We start from the raw sequence: 18,033 nt of genomic DNA, 5'->3' as shown, positions 1-18,033 counted from the left end.
TGTTTTTAGCAAAAAAACCTAAAACATTCAAAAAATCACATATAAAATTGAGTGATTAGGTGAGTAATTTAAAGTTCAACCTGTTGACAAAGACAGAACTCCAAGAAAGAAATTGGTTATTATAAAAGGTAAAAATGCCTGTTATTATGAACGAAATGGCAAGGTGTCTACAACAGCATTCAGTTTTTGGCAGACACTAAAGCGCAGTAAATAACGATCATAATATAAAACGCTTTGCTATTGACTTTTGAGATTATTTCAAATTTTTCGATAATTTTATTTTAATAAACAACATCAAAACTAAATATGACTTATATGAAAGCAGTTATAGTTTTTTCATTGACTATGCTAACACTTACGGTTTTTGGACAGTACAAATGCAACTATACTAAAATCACGGAAATTGAAGGGACAAACTTTATGGTTGCTAGTATTGAATCGTGGGGAAAATCAGAAAGTGCTAAAAATCAACACTGGCTTTTTATAGATACAAAAAATGGGCAGATAAATCGTTTTGAACTTCCCGTTGGCGGCTGGTTTAGTTCTAAGCCGGAGCAAATTAAAATAGATGAAATGAATATAAATATTCTTCTTGTAACGGTTCAATCTATTGATATGGATGGAAAAAATGGTATTGACTATAATGATCCTAGGCAAATAATTGCAGTGTCAACTGATGGTACAAAGAGCACTCAAGTTACCGATGGTAAATTATATGTTCAATCTTGGGCAGTAAATAAAAAAACAGGAACATTGGTAGTAACAGGCTACTATGATTTAAATAATAATCGAAAGTACGATATAACAGATAAAAATGAAATTAGCATTTACGATTTAAAATCACTGAAATTAATCAGCAAAATCTAAAATATTCTTTAAATTGGATGGTTTCTTTGCACCCGAGAAAAAGAGGCTTTTCGCTTCTTTCCCACCATTGAAAGTAAATTGTCAAATAAACAATTCCTTTTTTAAAAAATCCTTTATCAAAGTTATAAGGCTATATAAAAATTCAGTGTAATAGATTATGATAAAAGGTCTTTAATGAGTATATTCATATATTGCAATTGCAGCTAAAACGTATTAAAAAATGGTGAGCTATTCGGACTAGGTTCAAATCCCAACGGGATCAGACAGCAGCATCAAAAATACTTAAAGCCCAATTACAAGCTCAACACGGAGAATAAGTATGAATACCGTTATGGTAATAAATTTACCACAAATGTATTGGCTTATTATAAATTTCGGATAGCAAATAAAGTAACCGTTGCCCCTACCATTGGTGTGCTTTACGAAACTGCCAATAAAGATGTGGAGAATAAGAAATATGACGTGGCCGTTTCAGGTGGATATTCTTTATCTGCCGTTGGAGGGGTTGAGGTTGCAATGAAGGGACTTTCATTCGGTGCGAACTATCAAGACGTTCGCTCACAAGATTTGGCGGGAGGCCGTGCTAACGCCGGAAATAGAGTTATGGTTCATATGTCTTTACCTTTTTAAAAATAAAATCTAATGAGAAAACATTTTTGTGCAATACTGATCATTGCATCAGCTATATTTGCCTATTTGCCTGCTAAATCTGCAACTGAGTTAAATACATATGAACAGCAAATTGACACGCTAAAAAAGGATGGGATTGACCCTGTTTGCAAAATGAAAGTTAAAGCAGGCTCTATAAAAACACATATTCATAATAAAGTTGTCTATGGTTTTTGTTCAGATGGTTGTAAAAGGAGTTTTCTCAAACAGCCCGAGAAATATTTAAAGAAATAGGTGACAGACATGATTCTGGTTCGTCATTTGCAGGTAAAATATTAAAAAAGAGGTACGTTATTCGGGAGTTGAATTTCAAAAGCCATTCAGATACTATTTAATTGCTGATTTTTACACTAGGTGCAAATCCCATCGGGATCGCGAAATAGTCGAAAACCTGTTAATTACATAATTAACAGGTTTTTTGATGCGATAGCTCTTAATTCCTATCTTTATCAGCATGACAGCTACTTTAATCGCAATCCTGCTTTTTTTCATCTTTCTGTTACTTTCAGGTATCCATATATATTGGGCTTTTGGCGGAAAGTGGGCAAGTACTGCGGTTATTCCGACTAAAGAAGACGAAGTGAAAATAGCTATGCCCAGTGCTTTTGGGACCTTGGTTGTGGCTGCGGGGCTAATGGGGTTTGGACTATTAGTTTTGGCAAGATCTGGCCTGTTGGATATCAGTTTACCAAATTGGCTCTTAAAGTATGGCCTATGGGCGATTGCCGGAATCTTTTTGCTCCGCGCAGTCGGAGATTTTAGGTATGTCGGTTTTTTCAAAAAGTATAAAAAGACTCGTTTTGGACGGAACGATACTAAGTATTACTCACCGCTTTGTTTAGCCATTGTACTGATGATACTAGTTATGCAATGGGTTTAAATAAGCAATATTATACAATTGTATTGTCGATTTTACTATTATCTTGTGCAGACAAATTTTAAATCTGATAGGTAATATGAATTTAATTAAGGCTCTCGTTATAATTTCAATCTTTTCCTCTTGCTCATCTGTATTCCATCTCACTGATTGGCATGGTAGCAGTATACCGGGACATTCTCAAGCTTCTTTTGCTCATTTTAACGGTAAAGAAACTGGAAGTATCTATTTAGAAAAATCCGATCAGTTGCACTTGTCATATAATAATACGACGGACAAAGGAACACTTGAAGTTGTGGTTTGTAAAAAGAACGCTTCTATTTGGAAGAAAACTTTTTCTGGAAAGGCTGATAGCGGTAAAATAAGTCTTACAATAACTGATCCAGGAACATACAGTGTCGACATTATTGGTACTCGTGCAAAAGGAAAATTTGATATAAAATATAAGCGCATACCGTCCAAAAACATCACAATAAGAATTAATAAAAATATTGAGTTATTTGGATTAATGATGCAGTTAAATCTGCGAGAAGATCTTGAAGCCAACAATGACAGCTTAATGATTGATGGTCGGAGTATTGCTGTGAAGGATAGGTTTAGGTTAACTATTAATAATTACATAAAATATCAAAAATTCGATAAGAGTAAAATTATGGATATTTATAGATCTTACTCATCAAAAGGTTATTTTAATGATTTTTTTATTGGTTTTTTGTTGCAGGTGGATGAAGTTCCTTTTGCAAAAATCAATTCCAGAACGGATAAAGATGTGATTAGGTCCTTCTCAAAATCAGGCAATTATAATTCAGCAGAGATCGATGCTGCTAAATTTCTAAATGACCTTAATTCTTTCTATAAAGAAGTAGAGTTCGCAAAGTATCTAGAGGAAAATGATTCTTATTATCGAAAGATCTCGGGAGATGTGATAAAAAATCTACCCCCTTCAAACTTTCTTCCAATGATGGAGGCTTTTTATCAAAAGTCTTTTAATGCTTACTGTCTGGTTCCGAGTTTGAATATTCCCGCAGGGATGGGGTTTGGGATAGGGAACAAAAATAGCCTTTCTATTTACAATACATTTGGCCCCTTCGCTTCTCCATCACTTGATAGTTCTCCCGTAGACCTTGGGTTCGATTACCCATTAAAAATTCAAGGCTTATCAATTCATGAATTTGGCCATTCGTTCGTAAACCCGGCAATCGATAAAGTTCCTAATGAATTGATCATATCTACCAAGCACCTTTTCTCTCCAATAAAAGATGCGATGGCTAAGCAGAGTTATCGCTCATGGAAGGTATGCTTGTATGAACATTTTGTGAGAGCAGGTGAAGTCATTCTAGCTGAAAAACTGGGCAACAAATTAGATGCTCAAAAAGTCCTTGACGACGCTGTAAAGAGACAATTTCATTGTTGCCAAGCTGCAAATCTACACACAGAATATTGGGATGTATCCATCTTATGACGATTATGTGGTTAGTGTAATCCAGCAAATGAAAAATATTAAATAATCTTGCTTATGAAGTTATCGAGAAATGATCCTTTTGATTTAAAGCTGTGCATGAGAGGACTGGGGGCATTGGTTACCCGTATGCATTCAGATATTTATGAATATGTTTATCATTTTACCTTTAAAAAATCCTTAAAATCCTATGGAAAGGATTTTAAGGATCCCTGGGACCAATATATAGAAGATGATGATTTCTTTATGGATGTTGATGATCCCCTCGTTAAAAATTGCATTATTAGTATGGGGAGGCTTATCGAATACAAACAAGCGCTTAACCTGATATTCGCGATAGAGGAAGTGGAGGATTTAGAAGACGAATTTATTGTATCGGAATCTAACAGGTTCAAGATATTTCTATTGGTTTATAAGCATTCTAAAAGCTATAAAAAATTGAAACCTTATTATGAGCGTACTTTGGCTGGTTTTATTGAAAATTTGTCTTTGTATGCCTATGCTTTAACTGCTCAGCGTTATAAAATACCACTTGTATTGAGGCGACAACTTAAACTTCCGGGTGAGGAGAGTCTGAGGTTGTTGAATGCTGATGATAGTAATGTAGCAATGATTAAGGAGCTGGTTATTGGATTAAAGAGAGATCTGGAAAATTCTAAAAGCTTAAACGTTAATAAAGCTGCTAAAAAGCGGTAATTTCCTTTAGTTCCTACGGAAACCGCTGATATAGAAATCAAAAAAGGAGAGTTGTTGAATTTGCGTGTATTTATAGACCGCAGTATTGTCGAAGTCTTTGTTAACGGGCGTCAGTGTATTGCTGTTCGTACTTATCCGGACAGAGCAGATAGCAAAGGGGTTTCGATCCAGGCACGTAATGATGCTTTGCTAAAATCGCTTGACGCCTGGCAAATGGAGAATGTTTACAGCAAAAAATAAAATAAATTCTTTTATTCTATAAATCAGTAGTTTAAAGGAAATGATTGGATTAAAATGAAATTAAGTCGTTGTTAAGGTATTAAATCATCATAATTTTTATACTTTTGCACTCCTTCAATCAAGGAAATGATTCCTTAGCTCAGCTGGTAGAGCATTACACTTTTAATGTAGTGGTCCTGGGTTCGAATCCCAGAGGGATCACGAAAGCCTCACAGAAATGTGAGGCTTTTATTTTTGGCATTAACTTTCTATTTCATTAGGATTTTATGCTTTTTGCCCCAATTACTTAATTGTGACCAGATGGGAATTAACTCCTTTGCTACAACAGTCAACTCATAATCAACTCTTGGCGGAACTTCGGCATAAACGGTGCGGTTTACTAATCCATCTTTTTCCAATTCTCGTAATTGTAACGTTAACATCCGTTCTGTAACTCCTGGTATCAATTTTTTTATTTCACCAAATCTTAACTTACCTTCTTCTAGTTTACATAGAATTAATAACTTCCATCTGCCTCCGATTTTACAGACGGCATATGTTAAATCGCAGCCTTCAGTTATGCATTTTTCGTTCTGCATATTCGTTGAATTCTCTTTTCTTATTGCCATTACTTACAAATTTGTTAGTACCATACAAATAGATGTATTGTATGCAAACACAAAGTTAGCAAATAACTTTGCGGCATAATATTAAAACATTTATGATTATGGACTTATCAAAACAAGTGAAAATAGCGCTGGATTATATTCAATCAATTGATGTATCGGACATTGATGATACATCGGAAGCTGGCAGGATTTTCTATGAAAAATTTATACCGATGGCTGGCGAGGAAGAAACTATCTATAAAATAGAAAACCTTGAAGTCCCATCTTTTGAACAAACTATAAATATTCGCATCTATCGCCCTTCAAACGAAAAGGAATTACCTGTAGTCATTTATTTTCACGGTGGTTGGTTTAATGCTGGTGGTTTGGAAAGTCATGACAGGCCTTTAAGAAAACTTGCTAATTTATCAGGAGCGATTATTATATCAGTAGATTATCGATTGGCACCGGAGTATCCATTTCCTACAGGTTTAAATGATTGCTATAATGCTTTGGAGTGGATAATTCTACATGCTAAAATGCTAGGGATCGATTTGAAGCGTTTGGCAATAGCTGGCGACAGCGCCGGAGCTGCATTGGCAACTGTAATTACCAGGCGTGCCATTCAAAATAACCTAAATAAAATACTTTGTCAACTGTTAGTTTATCCTGTTACAGATGCTTCGCTTAAAACCCCATCCTGGCAAGAATTTAAGGATGGTCCTGTTCTCAACTACGAGGGAGCTGTACAGGCATGGAACTTATATCTGCCCAACATTAAAGAAATAGAAAATCCAGATGCTTCGCCTTTATATTCAGATGAGCTTTCCGATATGCCTTCGACTTTGATGATCATAGCAGAATACGATCCTTTGAGGGATGAAGCAATTCTTTATGCCGAAAAATTACAAAAATCTGGCGTAGCCGTTAAGCAATTATTGTATAAAGGCATGGTGCACGGTTTCTTTCAAATGGGTGGTATAATCGATGACGGTAACCGTGCAATTGAAGAGACAGCTCAGTTCCTGATCCAAAATTTCAATAAGTAATGAGGATGAAGAAATTTGCCTATATCGGTTGCCTCGGCTTTGTTGGAGTAATCACTACTGAATTTGGAGTAATCGGGATTTTACCACAAATAGCAGATCACTATCAGATCACTATTGATAAAGCGGGGATCTTATTAAGTGCCTTTGCATTAGTAATTGCACTCACAGGGCCTTTTATGACTTTACTTATGTCTGGCTTTGATCGTAAGAAAGTTATGCTTGCGGCCATTTCTATTTTTCTGATAACAGCAATAGTATCCTCGTTCTCACCTCCATTTTGGCTATTGATTTTAGTCCGACTTTTGCCCGCTTTTCTGCAACCGGTATATATTGCTACGGCTTTATCTGTTGCCGTTTCACAAGGCAATCAAGACAATAAAAACGAGTTGATGAGTATTGTTTTCAGCGGCGTGGCTATTGCTATGGTTACAACAGTTCCTTTAGCTACTTATCTGGCAAGTTTATTTTCGTGGGAATACTCATTCGTTGTGCAGGCAGTTGTTAGTACAGTCGCTTTTTTAGGTATCTATTTTGTATTACCATTAATGCCAGTAAGAGAAAAAAAATCACATGGAAGCCAGCTGAAAATATTAAGCCAACCCACTTTTATCATCAGTACTGCAATGAATTTTTTCATGATCTCGGCCTGGTTTTCTACCTACAGTTATTTTGCAGATTACCTAAACAAAGCAAAGTATATGGACAACACTAAGGTTAGCTACATGCTCTTTTTATTTGGATTGATAGGTCTGCTTGCCAATTGGATTGCAGGCAAAATGCTAAATAAGAGCGTGACAAAAACTACGGCATTCTTCCTTTCGGGAACAATTATCATACCTATATTGCTGCATTTTTCTGGAGGTAATACAATGGCAACTCTTATTGTTATTGGAATTTGGGGTTTTTTATACGCTCCAAGTTTTTTGAATGCATCGACATACATGATTTCGTCAGTCCCTAAATCGTTAGAGTTTGCCAATAGTTTGGCTACATCCTTTGGCAACTTGGGTGTTACTTTAGGAACAACCGCTGGCGGTTGGATAATAGCGACAAGAGGTGTAGGCTACACACCTTGGCTAACTGTGATATTTGGGACTTTAGCGTTTATGATGATGGGTTGGAGAAGTTATTTAGAGCGTGATTGTACTCTAAACGAGTGTCGAACCAAAAGCCATCCAGATATTGTTTAATCCTCGCTTCCGTCAGCGGCAATCATTGTCAACAATTCAGATCGGATATTCTTCGCCTGTTGAAAAATTTCGATGTTTGCATCCTGATAATATTTCAATCCATTCTCGATAATGCCAAGAGCTGCCGGTAGATCATTCTTGAAATCACGAAACCTTTCCGCCAGCGCAATTGACTTTTCCAAAGGACTGAGATCAGGATTTTCAGCCTTGCGATAATCTAGATCATCCCTAACTCCCTCAGAAATAAAAATTATGGCATTTCCAGATGGATCAGTCAAGGTAAACCTAGTTTGGCCTGGCTTCATGCGGGATACCCTGGGAATTCCAGAATTAGGGATTTTACCCAGGGTAGACTTCATACGGACTCCAAAATCCTGGTATAACGCCAGCACATCAGGTACCATCATCAAACAGAAATGATTGGAAGTTTTTGGGTCCAGCAACTTGTCCCGGTGAAAATGAATTGTCGTGTCCTGATACATAACAACAGCATACTGATAAGGCCGGGTTTGATAATACGTCCTTACAAAACCAAGCATTTCCCAGAACACAACAGTTCGTTCAATGGAAACACAGGGAAGCAAGGGAATAGATGTCCATTTTTGTGATTTCATTTCGTCGATTTTAATTGTGACAAACCTAGCAATTCGGGAATAATACAATGCTTTACCTACTATTTTGTATGTAAAGGAAGCAGGTGTAAACGATGCGAATCTCTAATATCTTTGTATAATGGAAAACTTCATATACGACAAACGAATCTATTATCATCCTATTGAGTTCGCCATGGTCCATATTGGTGGTACATGGAAAATACCAATCCTGTTGGCACTTAGAAATGGCCCGCAGAGATATGGCGAATTGAAAACAACCATTAGCCACATCACCGATAAAATGTTAGTCACCCAACTTAGGGAATTGGAAAAAAAGAAAATGATTTACAGGTCGGTATATAGACAAAAACCTCCTAAAGTAACTTACACGCTGACTGTACATGGCAAGCAAGCATTTGCGGCAATTGATGCACTCACAATGTTTGGAAACTATATGATAAATATAACAGAGGTTATAAGTTAGTTTTATAAAAAGTCTTGTATGCTGATTTTTTTGAGGTATTTTTAATAGGACATAAATATCAAATGTTATGGAATTCGAACAATCAACCAGGGTTATTTATTTAACGGACGAAGATGACCAAGTGTTCACTTTTATCAAGGATGTAAAAGAGAAAGAAGGTTTGTATATTCTGGATTTTGAAGATGTGGAAATTCCTGAAAATAAGCTGAAATTAAATACCTATTCGAATTTTAGCGTTCCACATGCCATGAGTAAAGATCACATCAAAGCGTATCACTATGACCAGTTGATTAACCTTATAGTAGCGTTTCTTAAGGATCATCATGCTGAAGAGTACCTTGAAATTTATCGTGATATGGATACAATTTATTTTGAAACTGTATTTCATGCACCTAAAACCCCTGAAGAAAAGAAACTTTTTCAGGAAATTGTTGATAAATTTAACAGAATCATCGGGCAGGTGAATAGTGCGGTTAAAAGTCGTTTTAACCAGAAGATTGAGGTTATTTTAAAATTTTCTTTTAATACCCATCATTTGCATTCCATTCGGATCTAGATAAGATCATTGGTCAGCAAAACAGTTTGTTTCAGGATTTGTTACAAGAAGTATGGCAAGACTTCAACGCTGCATCTATGTATTGCTTTTTTTTATTTTATCCTTTGCTGGATTGTACTTTGCAGCTCCCTTTCTTATTCCTGTAACACTGGCAGCGGTATTTTCTATGCTGTTTATTAAATTTTGTAATTGGTTGGAGTTTAAAGGGATGGGTAGAGGCGCTGCTTCGCTTTTGTGCATAATTAGCTTCATTTTAGCCATATCACTGATTGTTTTCCTTCTGATATGGCAGCTCAATGGCCTGGTGGAGAATATAGACAACATGAAACAGCATGTCATTGTCCTTTTCTCTAATTTCCAGCATTGGATATATGAAAAGGCAGGTATAGATTTAAAGCAACAACAAGAACTGATAGAGGGAAAGTCAGCTCAGGGCGAATCAGGAAATATGCTGGCCGGCTTTGCAGGAAAAATCATGGATATATTGTTAAATACGGTACTTGTATTGGTCTATATGTTGCTGTTTCTAGTTTACCGCTCGCACATTAAAAAGTTTATTCTTAAGCTTGTACCTGGAGGCGAGAAAAATAAAGCGGATGGAGTAGTACATCAAGCAGGTAAAGTAGGACAACGGTATTTAAGTGGGCTCGCCGCGATGATTGGGGTTTTATGGATCATGTACGGCATTGGCTTTAGTATAGTGGGAGTGGAAAGTGCGATCTTTTTTGCAGTATTGTGTGGTATCCTGGAGATCATTCCATTTGTAGGAAACTTAACTGGAACTTCGGTCACGATACTTGCGGTACTTGCCCAAGGCGGGGATAGCCGGATGGTTATTGGTGTGCTGGTTACTTATATCTTGGTGCAATTTATACAGACCTATATTCTTGAACCTCTCATTGTTGGGGAGCAGGTAAATATTAATCCCCTATTTACTATACTTGCGATCGTATTGGGGGAGATGATTTGGGGAGTAGCGGGAATGGTTCTTGCAATTCCCTTACTTGGGATGCTGAAAATTGTTTGCGATCATGTACCGGATTTACAGCCATATGGTTTTTTGATAGGTACTGAAAAGCAAAGAAGTAGAAAAACAGGTGTTCTGGATAAAATTAAAATTATTTTTAATAAGTAATTAACCTTTGGCAGTTCCAGGAGTACTTTGTATGTCATTTTCTATTCTACTGATATCCAGCTGCAAAGCAATGTTCAGTTCGTCCGGATGCTCCAGCATAGGAAAATGACTGGTTCCATTGAGGATGTTTAATTGATAGTCCTTGCCTTTAAGCTGCATTAAAGCAGCTTCATTTGTTGGTATATAGTTCACATTGATCAGGTAGAGTTTGAGGCTTAATCTGGGCAAGAGTTCTTTTTCCATTTTGTCGATTTCGAAAAACTCAGCGGTAGTCTGAATACCCATAGGGGGATAGGCGTTACGATAATCCTTAATTACCTTTTTGACAAGGTGATTTGGTGTGGAGGGGGTAAGCAGCGCCGTCCTGGCATATTTTTCATTTGTGTCTGCGAAATCACTGAGAAGTCCTTTTTTGATACCTTCAGTTTGCTGCTTGAATTCTGCTGTTATTGGGATTCCTGCATTTTTGAAAGTATCTATACCTATCAACCCGACGATTGGGTCGGGATATTTTACTGCTGCCATTAGGCAGATATTTCCGGCTATCGAATGCCCGATTAATATCACGTTTCTCAACTCCAGTTTTTTGATCAGGAAAATGAGATCATCAGCAAATCTCTGGATTTCCCAGTCTTTTCGGTTTTGTCTGGATTTGCCGTGGCCTGGCAAGTCCAGGGTGATGACCTGGTAGTGATCTTTAAAATCACTGACCTGCTTTTTCCAGTAAGTCTGATCAATGTAGGAACCGTGTACAAATACTAAGGTGATTGGACCTTTTCCGGAAACCTCGTAATTCAAGGTCATTCCGTTCTCATTAATTTCTGACATAGGATTTTTTTAAGTTAGTCAATTTTGCCGTCCCTGATGTTGATGATCTTATCCGTCCTTTTCGCGAGTTCTTCATCGAGGGTAATAATAACTGTAGAATATTAAATTATTGATATTCATACACTTGCATAAGGTAAGGATTTGTGCTGATCTTTTCTTTTAAGTCATGCCGGAGGATATGTATTTGTTCAAATACAGGCCTGTATAAGATGTTTTACAATGAATGATGTCCTTTGGCAATCCAGAGAAAACTATTTTTCCACCATCTTTTCCAGCATCAGGGCCTATATCAATGATGTAATCTGCCTGGCTGATGATGGCTAGATTATGTTCAATAATGATAAGTGTGCTTCCTTCATTGATAATTTTATTAAATATCTTTAGCAACCGGTCAACATCGCTCATATGTAGTCCTGTAGTAGGTTCATCCATGATGTAAATCTGTCCTTTGCTTTCCATATTCAGGGCCAGTTTGATGCGCTGCCTTTCTCCTCCTGATAAAGAGCTCAAAGGCTGGCCAAGGGTCAGGTATTCGAGGCCTACCTCATCCAGTTTTTTTAATATGGGATAAATGGCTTCTTTATTTCTAAAAAAAACGAGGGCTTCTAACACGGTCAACTTTAATACTTCATAGATGTTTTTACCTTTTAACCTGTACTTCAGGACCTCGTCTCTGTAACGTTGACCGTTGCATTCTTCACAAACCGTTGTAATCGGGTCCATAAATGCTAAATCCAGGGTAATTTCTCCCAATCCTTTACAAACCAGACAGGCCCCTTCCGAATTACTGCTGAACAAGGAGGAACTGACCCTGTTTTCTATCGCAAACAATTCCCTGATCACATCAAACATTCTTGAGTAGGTGGCTGTGTTTGATCTTTTGCTGCCAATGATGGCAGACTGGTCAATCACAATAGATTCAGGATATAGTTTCGTTAATATGCCATTGGCCAGACTGCTTTTTCCGGAGCCGGCTACTCCGGTAATGACTGTCATGACACTTTTAGGAATTTTTACATTTAAGTTTTTCAGGTTATGGAGACTAGCATTTTTTACTTCTAGATGGTCTGTTGCAGTTTTTGGATTTTCTTTAATTTTATGGCGTATTTTCCAGAATTTACCCGTTAAGGTATTGGCTTCTTTAAGTCCTTTTAAAGGGCCTTCATATACGATTTCACCGCCTTTGGTACCCGCTTTTGGCCCCATATCTACCACATGATCTGCTATGGAAATGACATCGGTGTCATGTTCTACTACCAAAACCGTATTTCCCTTGTCTCTTAGCAAGCAGAGTAAATCATTGAGCTGATCTACATCTTTGGGGTGGAGTCCAATACTTGGTTCATCAAAAATATAGGTCATCCCGGTTAGGCTGCTTCCTAAATGTCTAACCATTTTGATGCGCTGTGATTCACCGCCGGAAAGGCTGGAAGTCTCCCTTCCCAGAAAGAGATACCCAAGGCCAATATCAATCATATGGTTCAATTGCTCAAGGATGGCGTTTACCATAGTGCCGGCTATTGTGACTTTGATCTTTTCAACTGCTTTCTTCAGTTCTGATATGTCCATTTTAGTAAAATCTGCGATGGAATGGCCATCAATCCTACAGCTCAGAATTTTTTTGTTTAGTCGCCCGCCTCTGCAATCCGGACAAACCGATCTGGTCAGAATCCGCTCAAATGTTTTTTTGTGTTTGCCAGTTAAGTCCTTCGTTTCCCTGGTCAGATAAGTACGTTCAAATTTTGGGATAACCCCTTCATACTTAGTACTTGCAAACCAGCATGGCAGCGGGTTCTTCAGCTCCACCTCATCGTGATGAGCGTATAATAAATGATGCCATTCTTCTTTGGTATAATCGATGAGTTTCTTGTTATTATCAAATAACCCAGAGCAAGTATACCTTTTCCAACGGGCTGTACCTTCTGCAAAGGTAGGAAAGAGAATAGCACCTTCATTTAATGACATAGACTTATCAAAGAGTAGTTCCAGATCTACAGATGTAACTTTACCTAAACCTTTGCATTTAGTGCACATGCCATTGGGATGATTGAAGGAAAAGACATCTGAGTGGCCCACAAATGGTTTTCCGATCCGGGAAAATAACAGACGGAGTAAAGTATAAATATCAGTCGCCGTACCTACAGTAGAGCGGGCATTTCCCCCAATCCGTTTTTGTTCAATGATGATAGCCGGCGATAAATTTCTCAATGATTCTGCTGCGGGCTGACCATAGTGGGGGAGCCGATGGCGGATAAAGGCCGGAAATGTTTCATTTAATTGCCGCTGAGATTCAGCAGCGATGGTGTCAAATACTAAAGAGGACTTGCCTGAACCAGATACACCGGTAAAAACAGTAATCTTATTTGTAGGGATTTCCAGAGAGATATTTTTCAGATTGTTTTCCCTGGCACCAATAATTATGATATTTTCTGCCTTCATATCTTTTATTTAGTCAATTCTTCCATCACTGATATGGATGGTTTTACCTGTATTTTTCGCAAACTCTTCATCATGTGTAACAATAAGCATGGTCTGATGTTTTTCAGCCGATAGTTTTTTAAACAGATCGAATACCAGTCCTGTATTTTTACTGTCCAGGTTCCCGGTAGGTTCATCGCCCATTAAAATCAAAGGATCGTTGATCAAAGCCCTTGCAATGGCCACACGCTGCTGCTGACCTCCCGAAAGCAGGGTTGCCCGTTTTAAGGCCTGGTCCTGCACATCTAATAATTTCAACAGGTCCATCGCTTTTTGTTCTAATTCCTGTGGGGGAAAGGCAGCGCGTTTCAAACCGGGCAGCATAACATTTTTTAATACCGAAAATTCCGGCAATAAAAAATGGAACTGGAATACAAAGCCAATGTGGTGGTTCCGGAAATCGGCCAGCCAGCTGTTACTTCTTCCCTGCATTTCAGATCCGTTTATGTTGATACTGCCTTCAAAATCAGTATCCATGGTGGATAACAGGTAGAGTAGGGTAGACTTTCCACTCCCGGATTTCCCGGTAATGGAAACGAAGTCGCCTTTTTCTACCGCCAGGTCCAGGTTTTCCAATACTTTGAACTTTTTAGGATTGTAAAAGTATTTATTTAAGTTTTTTGCTTCAAGTACCTTCATATTTTATCCTCTTAAAATAGTGATGGGATCTACCTTAGCTGCTTTTCGGGAAGGCAGGTATCCGGCTACGGCGGTGGTCAGGATGCCAAAAGAAAAGCCCATAATGTAATAGAGTGGGTTAAAGCTAACCGGCAGGTGATCAAGTGAGAACATGACATCGCTATGGTATGGCATTTTGGAAATGGCATAGGAGATGAGGTACCCAAATATTAATCCTGAGAATGCACCAATGATCCCTATGACAAAAGCCTGGGTTAGAAATATCCGCCTGACATCCCCATTTGAAAAACCGATTGCTTTGAGTATGGCAATATCTTTCATCTTCTCGTAAATCATCATGGTCAGGATATTGAAAATACCAAAGCCTGCAATCAACAGGATGACACCCGCGACGTTATAGGTAATCATATTTTGAAGTGCTGCACTTTCCAGCAAGGTAACATTGTCCTTTTTCCAGTCAGATCCTGAATAATTGTAGTTTTTTTGCAGTTTTTTTGCCTGATCCGGGGCCAGTTCAAGATCAAACAGCTTCACCTGAATCTCTGTAAGATAGGAGGAGGGGACATTTAAAAAGCGCTGCACGGTTTTAATACTGCCATAACTTTGTTGGTTGTCGATGTCGACTAGACCGGTTTTAAAGATACCAATCACACTGATGCTAAAATTGGCCCCTTTCTCTGTGGTCAGTTCCATTTTGTCGCCTGTCTTTACATTTAATTTTTTGGCCAGTCCGGTTCCTACTACGATACTGTTTGGCATGGTTGCTAGCTCGGTAAAACTTCCGGACACAATTTTACTTTCCAGGTTAAAAAGGGCATTGGCTTCCTCGAAATTGATCCCCAGGATCGTTCCATTAATGGAAACTGCTCCTAAACGGTAAAATACCTTTGTGCTTACCGAACCAGATACCGTTTTTACAAGGGGATTTTTACGGATATCTTTTACCGCTTGTTTCCCATCTTTCAGGTTCAGGAAAATATCTTTTGGCTTTTCATGCCCTAACGTATTGATCTGATGGGGATAGATTTTGTCGATTATGGTTTTGTCGGAAAGCTTTACCTCATTGAAAAGTCTGAGGTGGGGCGACTGCTCAAACATAATGGCCTGCATGTAATTTTGTGATCCCTGGATAAATCCAACCATGAATACAAAAATGGTAATGCCCAGGGCAACGCCTATGGTGGCGATAATGGTTTGTTTCAGTTTGGCACCCATATGAACAAAGGCTATGGAAGCGGCCAGTTTGAAATCTGTGACGATCTTCTTCATGATTCATTTGCTTTTAATCAGTACATCTCCTTTTTTAAGGCCAGCTTTGACTTCCACCCAATTGTCGTTTTCGGTGCCTCTGGTCAGTTTTACTTTTTGCTGCTGATCCCCTTTCTGAATTAAAACAGAATCTCCGGGCAAGATATAATCGCCAGGAACCATAAGGGCAACCGCTTTTTGTCGGATGAGGATGTTGGCTTCGACAGAGGATTGCGGAAAGAAATCAACAACTTCATTCACAAAGGCTTCCACTCTAAAGCTGCGGGTATCTTTTTGCAAAACGGGATCAATTTTAGTGACGATGCCTCCAAATTGCCGCTCTGCGAAAGCATCTGTTTCAAAGAAAACTTTTTGCCCCAGCTGGATCTGGCGGATATCGCGCTCATCTATCAGGAGTTCCAGCTTGTATTTCTCTTTTGAACCAATTAACAATATCGTTTCTCCCGGGCCTGTAATCTCACCAGGTTTAAAGTCTATACTCAATACTTTTCCCTCCAGATTACTGGTCAGTACATTTTTGCTATGTTGTCCCTTAAACCGGGCTAGATCTTCCTCCGCATTCAAAGCCATTGTTTTTAATGCTGCTGTTTTTACATGATATTCTTCTTGCAGGGTATTGATTTGGACCAGACTTGTTTTTGCCTGAAGCACCGCCTTGTCCGCATCCTTTTGGGCTACGGCTTTATCCTTTGCTAGGTCTGTGTACCTTTCTGCATTTAGTACATCCTGCTGATATTGTTGTTTGGCCAGGCTGATCTTTTCCATTAATTGTTTCAATTCGGCCGCATTTTTTCCTGCACTATTCCTGGCCAGAGCTGCCTGTTCTGAGAGCAAGCTGAGCTGCTCTCTTTCGCTGGAGGATCCCAGTGTGATTAATGCTTGTCCTTTTTTAACAAAATCACCTTCTTTGACCATAATGGCCAGGATCCGCATGGGTTCTGTAGATTTCAACATTTCATAATGCATGGGCATAATTTTGCCCGAAGCATATACGGCCTGGTTAAACTGTTTTTCTGTTGTGGTGTAGGTTTCAGTTTTCTGTTTGCATGCCGCAAAGCCTAAACTGATGATGATGGTCATAGTTGATAAAGCTTTCATAATTTTTGGTCGGTTAAATAGTAGAGTTCCACTGCATGCTGCAATAGGTTCTGATTGGATTGATTTAGTTTTTCTGTAGCCTCGTTTAAGTCTTGCTGAACCTGTCTCAATTCAATCATGTTGATAATCCCTTTTTCGAGCTTTTGATAGGAAAGGGCTACATTCTCCCGGGCAAGATTCAATTGCGCTTCCTGAATTTTTAAATCCTGAATGGCCTCTTCCTGAAGCTGCTTTTCTTTCAGGTAATGTTGCTGTTGTGTATTCTGGTAGTCTTTAAATTCAAGTTCTGCTGATTCCAGACGTGCTTTTTGTTTTCTGGGTTCATAAAAATGCTTACTCAATGAGAATAGGGGTACATTTAGTTGTAATCCTATAAAACCAGATCCAATCCAACGGGATTCCCCAATGAAATCCAGAGATTGCCCAAAACCCATTTTGCTGTAATAGCTTCTGAGGGACAGAGAAGGATACCAGGCCGCTTTTGCAGATTTAAGTTCCTGTACGGCAATGCTCACTTTCAGCTTCTGGCTTTCATAATCGGGCAATTCTTCAGGAATGAAACCGGAAGCAGGTAATATTTCCAAATCATAGCTATTGTTTACCAGAAGAGAGTCCCCAAGGGGGAAACCCATCCAGAATTTCAGGTCAAGTAGGGCATTGTGGACCTCCGTTTTTTTTTTTTGGAGTTGGTTCTGCAAGTCCTTCATCGTGCTGGCCGATTGGTTCAGTACGATCTTATCTGTAAATCCCTTGTCGTATTGCCTGGTAATCAATTGATGGATCTGCTGGTAGTTGTGATAGCTGTCTTTTGCAAGGGAAAGGCTCTTATTTAACACTTGCAACTGATAATACGACATCCTTACATTTTTTGACAGGGTCTTTTCAAAAGACAATAGCTCTTGTTTTTTTGCCTGTTGCTGCAGGGCAGAAAGTCTGATGGCTTGCCAGGTTTGAGGATCAACCAGGTTGAGATTTGCCTCCAGGCCTATATTGCCCATCCAGGGGGTACCGAGTTTTATAGGAACATAGGTTCCTGACGGCTGCCCCACCAGCTCGCCTGGAAATACTTGCACCGGAATCTCCCAATAATGGTCGATTCCCGCCTTTAGTTCTATTTTGGGTGCTAACCTCCCGGTTACGGATTTTCTTTCCCAATCTGCAGCGAGGCTGAGTTTTTGTCTGGACTGGATGGGCAGGTTGTTCTGCTGTGCATAATCGATACACTTCGCAAGTGTCCATTGTTGGCCGGCAGCGATCCAGGGCGAGAAAATTAAGCAACCAAAGAGGAGGAAGATTGATGTTCTTTTCATAATTAATAG

20 protein-coding genes and 1 tRNA gene are annotated in these 18,033 nt (G+C 38.7%); 13 read left to right on the top strand and 8 right to left on the bottom strand.

The features are described 5' to 3' along the window. Window positions 1–315: 315 nt before the first annotated feature. The 8 genes from EZ444_RS08955 to EZ444_RS08920 all read left to right on the top strand — a co-directional run bounded on the left by EZ444_RS08955 (window position 316) and on the right by EZ444_RS08920 (window position 5,009). On the top strand, window positions 316–867 hold the full coding sequence (locus EZ444_RS08955; protein ID WP_131608391.1) for a hypothetical protein: 552 nt from the start codon (window positions 316–318) through the stop codon (window positions 865–867). Between the two features lie 357 nt (window positions 868–1,224). Continuing rightward, on the top strand, window positions 1,225–1,497 hold the full coding sequence (locus EZ444_RS08950) for a hypothetical protein (RefSeq protein WP_205945240.1): 273 nt from the start codon (window positions 1,225–1,227) through the stop codon (window positions 1,495–1,497). A gap of 12 nt (window positions 1,498–1,509) precedes the next feature. Then, complete coding sequence (locus EZ444_RS08945; protein ID WP_131608390.1) at window positions 1,510–1,770, top strand: YHS domain-containing protein; 261 nt, start codon at window positions 1,510–1,512, stop codon at window positions 1,768–1,770. A gap of 220 nt (window positions 1,771–1,990) precedes the next feature. Further along, a complete protein-coding gene (locus EZ444_RS08940; RefSeq protein ID WP_131608389.1) occupies window positions 1,991–2,416 on the top strand; it encodes a DUF3995 domain-containing protein in 426 nt (141 codons plus the stop codon). Window positions 2,417–2,492: 76 nt separating this feature from the next. Further along, the gene (locus EZ444_RS08935) at window positions 2,493–3,875 is read left to right on the top strand and encodes a DUF4932 domain-containing protein (protein WP_131608388.1); all 1,383 of its coding nucleotides are present in this window, start codon (window positions 2,493–2,495) and stop codon (window positions 3,873–3,875) included. Window positions 3,876–3,929: 54 nt separating this feature from the next. Further along, complete coding sequence (locus EZ444_RS08930; RefSeq protein WP_131608387.1) at window positions 3,930–4,568, top strand: hypothetical protein; 639 nt, start codon at window positions 3,930–3,932, stop codon at window positions 4,566–4,568. Between the two features lie 30 nt (window positions 4,569–4,598). Next, a complete protein-coding gene (locus EZ444_RS08925) occupies window positions 4,599–4,808 on the top strand; it encodes a GH32 C-terminal domain-containing protein (protein WP_131608386.1) in 210 nt (69 codons plus the stop codon). A 128-nt stretch (window positions 4,809–4,936) separates the two neighbouring features. Then, window positions 4,937–5,009 (top strand) — tRNA-Lys (locus EZ444_RS08920). Between the two features lie 47 nt (window positions 5,010–5,056). Here the strand turns inward: EZ444_RS08920 and EZ444_RS08915 are convergent. Then, window positions 5,057–5,416 carry a winged helix-turn-helix transcriptional regulator gene (locus tag EZ444_RS08915; RefSeq protein ID WP_131608385.1) on the bottom strand — a complete coding sequence of 120 codons (360 nt, stop codon included), beginning with the start codon at window positions 5,414–5,416 and terminating at the stop codon, window positions 5,057–5,059. A 98-nt stretch (window positions 5,417–5,514) separates the two neighbouring features. Here EZ444_RS08915 and EZ444_RS08910 point away from each other — a divergent pair, with 98 nt between their 5' ends. Next, window positions 5,515–6,444 carry an alpha/beta hydrolase gene (locus EZ444_RS08910; RefSeq protein WP_165503567.1) on the top strand — a complete coding sequence of 310 codons (930 nt, stop codon included), beginning with the start codon at window positions 5,515–5,517 and terminating at the stop codon, window positions 6,442–6,444. Between the two features lie 5 nt (window positions 6,445–6,449). Continuing rightward, a complete protein-coding gene (locus EZ444_RS08905; RefSeq protein ID WP_131608383.1) occupies window positions 6,450–7,634 on the top strand; it encodes an MFS transporter in 1,185 nt (394 codons plus the stop codon). Here the strand turns inward: EZ444_RS08905 and EZ444_RS08900 are convergent. Then, a complete protein-coding gene (locus tag EZ444_RS08900; RefSeq protein ID WP_131608382.1) occupies window positions 7,631–8,248 on the bottom strand; it encodes a VOC family protein in 618 nt (205 codons plus the stop codon). The genes EZ444_RS08905 and EZ444_RS08900 overlap by 4 nt on opposite strands. Before the next feature lie 118 nt (window positions 8,249–8,366). Between EZ444_RS08900 and EZ444_RS08895 the strand changes: the two genes are divergently transcribed. From EZ444_RS08895 to EZ444_RS08885, 3 genes are all read left to right on the top strand, one after another. Beyond that, window positions 8,367–8,711 (top strand): winged helix-turn-helix transcriptional regulator, encoded by a 345-nt coding sequence (locus tag EZ444_RS08895; protein ID WP_131608381.1) that lies wholly within the window; start codon window positions 8,367–8,369, stop codon window positions 8,709–8,711. Between the two features lie 67 nt (window positions 8,712–8,778). Beyond that, window positions 8,779–9,267 carry a hypothetical protein gene (locus tag EZ444_RS08890; RefSeq protein ID WP_131608380.1) on the top strand — a complete coding sequence of 163 codons (489 nt, stop codon included), beginning with the start codon at window positions 8,779–8,781 and terminating at the stop codon, window positions 9,265–9,267. A gap of 52 nt (window positions 9,268–9,319) precedes the next feature. Continuing rightward, window positions 9,320–10,402 carry an AI-2E family transporter gene (locus EZ444_RS08885; RefSeq protein WP_131608379.1) on the top strand — a complete coding sequence of 361 codons (1,083 nt, stop codon included), beginning with the start codon at window positions 9,320–9,322 and terminating at the stop codon, window positions 10,400–10,402. Here EZ444_RS08885 and EZ444_RS08880 read toward each other — a convergent pair whose 3' ends face one another. The 6 genes from EZ444_RS08880 to EZ444_RS08855 all read right to left on the bottom strand — a co-directional run bounded on the left by EZ444_RS08880 (window position 10,403) and on the right by EZ444_RS08855 (window position 18,024). Continuing rightward, window positions 10,403–11,230, bottom strand: coding sequence for an alpha/beta fold hydrolase (locus EZ444_RS08880; RefSeq protein ID WP_131608378.1), 828 nt, complete (start codon window positions 11,228–11,230; stop codon window positions 10,403–10,405). 159 nt (window positions 11,231–11,389) lie between these two features. Further along, window positions 11,390–13,669 (bottom strand): ATP-binding cassette domain-containing protein, encoded by a 2,280-nt coding sequence (locus EZ444_RS08875; protein ID WP_131608377.1) that lies wholly within the window; start codon window positions 13,667–13,669, stop codon window positions 11,390–11,392. Between the two features lie 9 nt (window positions 13,670–13,678). Beyond that, window positions 13,679–14,347, bottom strand: a complete 669-nt coding sequence (locus EZ444_RS08870; RefSeq protein ID WP_131608376.1) for an ABC transporter ATP-binding protein — start codon at window positions 14,345–14,347, stop codon at window positions 13,679–13,681. 3 nt (window positions 14,348–14,350) lie between these two features. Next, a complete protein-coding gene (locus tag EZ444_RS08865; RefSeq protein WP_205945238.1) occupies window positions 14,351–15,616 on the bottom strand; it encodes an ABC transporter permease in 1,266 nt (421 codons plus the stop codon). 3 nt (window positions 15,617–15,619) lie between these two features. Further along, complete coding sequence (locus EZ444_RS08860; RefSeq protein ID WP_131608375.1) at window positions 15,620–16,714, bottom strand: efflux RND transporter periplasmic adaptor subunit; 1,095 nt, start codon at window positions 16,712–16,714, stop codon at window positions 15,620–15,622. Next, window positions 16,711–18,024 (bottom strand): TolC family protein, encoded by a 1,314-nt coding sequence (locus EZ444_RS08855; protein ID WP_131608374.1) that lies wholly within the window; start codon window positions 18,022–18,024, stop codon window positions 16,711–16,713. The genes EZ444_RS08860 and EZ444_RS08855 overlap by 4 nt, the downstream gene beginning before the upstream one ends. Window positions 18,025–18,033: the final 9 nt, after the last annotated feature.

Origin of the sequence: Pedobacter hiemivivus (assembly GCF_004331685.1) — a bacterium.
Taxonomy (GTDB): domain Bacteria; phylum Bacteroidota; class Bacteroidia; order Sphingobacteriales; family Sphingobacteriaceae; genus Pedobacter; species Pedobacter hiemivivus.
This window is presented reverse-complemented; position numbering and strand designations above follow the sequence as displayed.